2 protein-coding genes and 4 pseudogenes are annotated in these 4,125 nt (G+C 64.3%); 2 read left to right on the top strand and 4 right to left on the bottom strand.

From position 1 onward, the window contains the following. Positions 1–92: 92 nt before the first annotated feature. Positions 93–350: pseudogene (locus tag ACWCQK_RS42040) on the bottom strand (helix-turn-helix domain-containing protein); the annotation flags it as partial. 312 nt (positions 351–662) lie between these two features. On the opposite strand from ACWCQK_RS42040, the pseudogene ACWCQK_RS42045 reads away from it, so the two are divergent. After that, a pseudogene (locus tag ACWCQK_RS42045) lies at positions 663–842 on the top strand (IS701 family transposase); the annotation flags it as partial. Between the two features lie 115 nt (positions 843–957). Here ACWCQK_RS42045 and ACWCQK_RS42050 read toward each other — a convergent pair. Together ACWCQK_RS42050 and ACWCQK_RS42055 are read right to left on the bottom strand one after the other, a co-directional pair. Then, a pseudogene (locus tag ACWCQK_RS42050) lies at positions 958–1,728 on the bottom strand (ISAzo13 family transposase). Beyond that, positions 1,722–2,273, bottom strand: coding sequence for an ISAzo13-like element transposase-related protein (locus ACWCQK_RS42055; protein ID WP_451164517.1), 552 nt, complete (start codon positions 2,271–2,273; stop codon positions 1,722–1,724). The pseudogene ACWCQK_RS42050 and the gene ACWCQK_RS42055 overlap by 7 nt, the downstream one beginning before the upstream one ends. Positions 2,274–2,339: 66 nt before the next feature. On the opposite strand from ACWCQK_RS42055, the pseudogene ACWCQK_RS42060 reads away from it, so the two are divergent. Further along, a pseudogene (locus ACWCQK_RS42060) lies at positions 2,340–2,911 on the top strand (IS3 family transposase); the annotation flags it as partial. A 289-nt stretch (positions 2,912–3,200) separates the two neighbouring features. Here ACWCQK_RS42060 and ACWCQK_RS42065 read toward each other — a convergent pair. Then, entirely contained in the window at positions 3,201–3,935 is a 735-nt protein-coding gene (locus tag ACWCQK_RS42065) for an ATP-binding protein (RefSeq protein WP_451164519.1), read from the bottom strand. Between the last annotated feature and the right edge of the window lie 190 nt (positions 3,936–4,125).

Below are 4,125 nucleotides of genomic sequence, written 5' to 3' on the forward strand. Positions count from 1 at the left end.
GGCACCCCTGCCCGGCCGAACGGAAGCATCAAGCGAAGCCTGCCCGACCCCAACTCCATTAGCCATAACGACACTTAGTCGCGACAGTCTACTAGCTCCTGCTCGAGCACGGCGAACAATGCCTCGCTCAGTTTGGGCCGTGAGACGGGTCCGGCGGACCGTAGCCCCTCAGCGCCGACGTCGTGCCAGGCCCGGCGCCAGCGCTGCACCGAGCGCACACTCACCCGTAAGTCCTTGGCGACCTCGACATTGGAGACACCGGCAGCGAATTGCTCCGCGGCCTCCAGCCGGATTCGCTCGCGAAACGCCTGCCGTTCAGGCGTCAGCCCACCACCCTGCGGATATCTCACACAACCGGCATACCGCAACGATCACACACCGTCACCCCCGGCGACATCACGCCTCAAAGGTCAGTAACGCGCACTTGCCGAACACGCTAAACGCGAGACGTACCCCGAGGCCGCGAACGGGCTCACGCGGCCTTCGCCGCCTTCCAGAATGACGAAGGCTTCGGACCCCGCCTCGTCCTCCCCGACCGAGCGTCCCTCTGATCGTAGAGAGCTACCGGTAGTTCGTTAAATTCGGCGGTTGCACGGGTTGACGGCAGGTCGGGTTGGTCGTAGGCCGGTGGTAGGGGTCAATTGCCGTGCTGGGGGCTGATGATGACTGCTCGCCGTCCGTGTCCGCCTGCGCCGGGTCCGTTGGAGGAGTACGCGGCCCGGTTCGACGACCTCTTCTTCAGCCTGGCCCAGCGGCGGGGTTTTCGTGAGTACCTCACCGGACTGCTGGCGCCGCGGGAGCGGAACAAGACGATCACCTGCCTGGCCGGGGCGGAGCCGGTGATCGAGGATGCCAAAGCCTGGGTTGCGACCGCGACGGTCCCTGCCTTCACTCTGTCGTTCGGCTTCGGCCAGGACCTGTCGGCACGGTTCGAGTCACGAGCTGCTCGAACTGCTCTCAGGTCATGCCGGTGAGTGCGGGATGGGTGAGGTGGAAGGTGACCTCGGGCGGGACCGGAGACCCTGGCTCGTCGTGTGGGTCTTCCGGAAGCTGCTGGTCGGGGTTCTGCAACGCGATGGTGTAGTTCCATTCGCCGTGGAACGCATCGCGCTCCACCCGCCGATCGACGCCCTTGCGCTCGGCCCGGGTGAGCACGCGGCCGGTGGGATACGCGTTCTCGTCCAGCACGGCCTGGACCGTCAGTCCGGTGCTGGTGCGGGTGGCAGAGATGGTCTGCAGCAGTACTTCGTAGCTGGTCAAAGGCTGACCGCGGAGGCTGTGGGTGATCCGGGAGAACAGCCGGTGTTCCACTTTGTTCTATTTTGAAGTACCTGGCCGAAAGTGCATGACGGTGATGCTCAGGCCGCACTCGTCGGCAAAGCCGGCCAGGCCTGTCTTGAACAGGCGGGAGTCTGCCGAGTTCGCCCCTCCGGCGTCGGCGGTGACCAGCAAGCGGTCCACTCCGGGGTAGTCGAGGTGCCCTTGGAGCTTCCACCAGCGGCGCAGAGACTCCACCGCGAACTCGGCGGTGTTGCGGTCGGTGCCCACATTCACCCAGCCGCTGTCACGTCCCAGGTCATAGATGCCATACGGAATGGCGGACGGGGTGTCGGGGCCGATGAAGTCGTGGTCCGGGGCGGTGATCGGCCGGCCTTTGGGACGGTAGGTGCGGTCGGGGCGGGCCAAGTCGCCGATCGGTTCCTTCTGCTTCGTATCGACACTCACCACCGGCAAGCCCCCGCCAGAAAGCGTTCAGCGGTCGAGTTGATGTGCCGGAACTGGGCATCACGATCGGGGGCCTGGCTTCCGGACCGGGTCTTGGCCATGCCCTGCAGACTGAAGCCCATCGCACGCAGCAGATCACCGACCACCGGGGCACTGACCGGATGGCCCGCTTCGGCCAGCTCCGGGACAAGTCCCGCAGCGAGGCAGTGGTCCAGCGCAGAGGGGAGACCGGATCCTCCCAGCTCACGCGGCTCGATCAGCGACTCGAGAGCCGTCACCAGGCCGGGGTCACGTTCAGCAGCGGACTTGCGTCCGCCGCCAGCCCTGCGCACACGCCCCAACGGTGCCGCCCTTGCGGCAAGTTCCTCATGCCCCCTTGCGACCGTCGACTCGGAGACCTCCGCGAGCCTGGCCACTGCCGCGATCCCGCCATGCCCCAACGCCTCCGCCTCGGAGGCCAGGTACAGACGACGCTGACGCTCATCCAGATGCGGCAGAATCACCGCGAACTTCACATTCAACACCGCCAGGACTTCACCCGGAATCATCACAACAACCCAACTATCATATGGAATCGCTAAGTTGAGTCGAATTCGGCAGTAAATAAATTACGGCTCCTGAGCCGCTTCCAGTTTGTCGCCGACCATCGTGACGCCTTCGACATGAAGCGGCTTGCACCGTCTTGAACCTGTCGAGGTCCGGGTTCTATCGCTGGCTGAAGGCCGCGCCGGCCAGGGCCGCGAAGAAGGCCGCCGATGCGGCCCTCACCCGGCGCATACGCACGATCCATGCGCAGTCCGGGAAGCCGTACGGGTCCAAACGGGTCACCGCTGATCTTCGTGAGGGCGGCCTGCTCGTCAATCGCAAGCGCATCGAGCGGTTGATGCGTCAACACGCCATCATGGGAAGGGGGTTGCGGAAGAGACATCGCACGACGATCCCGGATCCGGACCGTCAGGCGGCGCCTGACCTGCTGCAGCGGAACTTGCCCGCCGCCACCGACACCATCTGGATCGGCGACATCACCTATCTGCCGATTACCGGCGGGCAGTTCCTCTACCTGGCCACGGTCATCGACGTCCACTCTCGGCGCCTGCTGGGCTGGTCGATCGCCGACCACATGCGCACTCAGCTTGTCACCGACGCCCTGGACGCGGCTGTCCGCACCCGCGGTGGCCTTGACGGGGGATGCGCCGCTACACCGCCGAACGCGACTGTCTCACCGTCTACCGACTCCCGCTCTACGCACAGACCTCAACCCGGTCGAAGGCATCTGGTCGAGATACTGCGGCGCACCGCGCGTTCGCCGACCCGCTCGAGCCGATCACCACCGCTCTGCGAGACTTACGCCAAATCCAGTTCTCGGCGATCTGGGCCATCGGTCTCGATTGCTTGACCACCATCCGGACGGTCTCGCTTGAATCTAAACTCCTTTCGCGCTTATGGGGCGCATACCTTTTTGCCATGTCAGATCACTAGGTGGTCCGGTGTCCGGAGGATTCTGACTCCTTCAGGAGGAGGCGTGCCCAATGGGTGGTGCCGCCGGGATGGGTGTGAGTGCCGTGTGCCGTAGCGAGGGCGGAGATGATTGTGAGTCCGCGGCCGTGTTCGTCGTTGGTACAGGAAGTGGTCCAAGAGCCGTGGTGGGGGGCCGATCCGCCGTCAGTGACGCCCATCCATAGACGTTGGCCATTGTGTTCGCGGAAAAGGTGCAGGGTCAGAGGAGGGCGAGCGTGTTCGATGGCATTGGTGACGATTTCACAGACGATGAGGACTGCTGTATCAATGACATCGTCGCGGATGTGCCAGTTTTTGAGGGCACTGCGGGTAATGCCGCGAGCGGTAGCCGCGGATTCATGCCGGTGCTCGAGTAGCTGGGTAATGTCGTGTTCGGCAGGTCCGCGCGGCAGTGGTACGTAGTGGATTGTGCTGACATTGGCGGCAGACTGGCCTTCGTCCGGGATTGTGTCATCGGACGAGTCGGTGAGTCTGTCGCAGACGGCGTACAAGGGAATCACATCCAACCAGGAGAAAGGGCTACGTGCCCGGTCCGGTAGGGCATGGATCCTGGGAAATCCATGTCTTGCGGCTGCCATCCTGCGCTCCGCGCGGTCATGGGCACTTGAGCAACAGCTACCCAAAACGGGCATACCTTGTCGGTGAGTCAGCGGGCCAGGCGTGCTGCGCTCAATCTGCAAGACCGCGACCATCACACCCGAAGCGAATGCCCGCGGTTCGGCTTCCTGTGTGGCCAGCGACTCCTGCCCACTGGTGCCCAAGGTGTCGGCGTCGCGTCGGCTGAACGCTGGTTCTGGATCACTTTTGGTGCAGGTCTGACGTAGGGTTACTGTCGCGGGTTTTGCGGCAGGTGGGTCAGCGGGCGAGGAGGATGCGCTTGCG

The organism is Streptomyces sp. NPDC002306 (assembly GCF_053593435.1).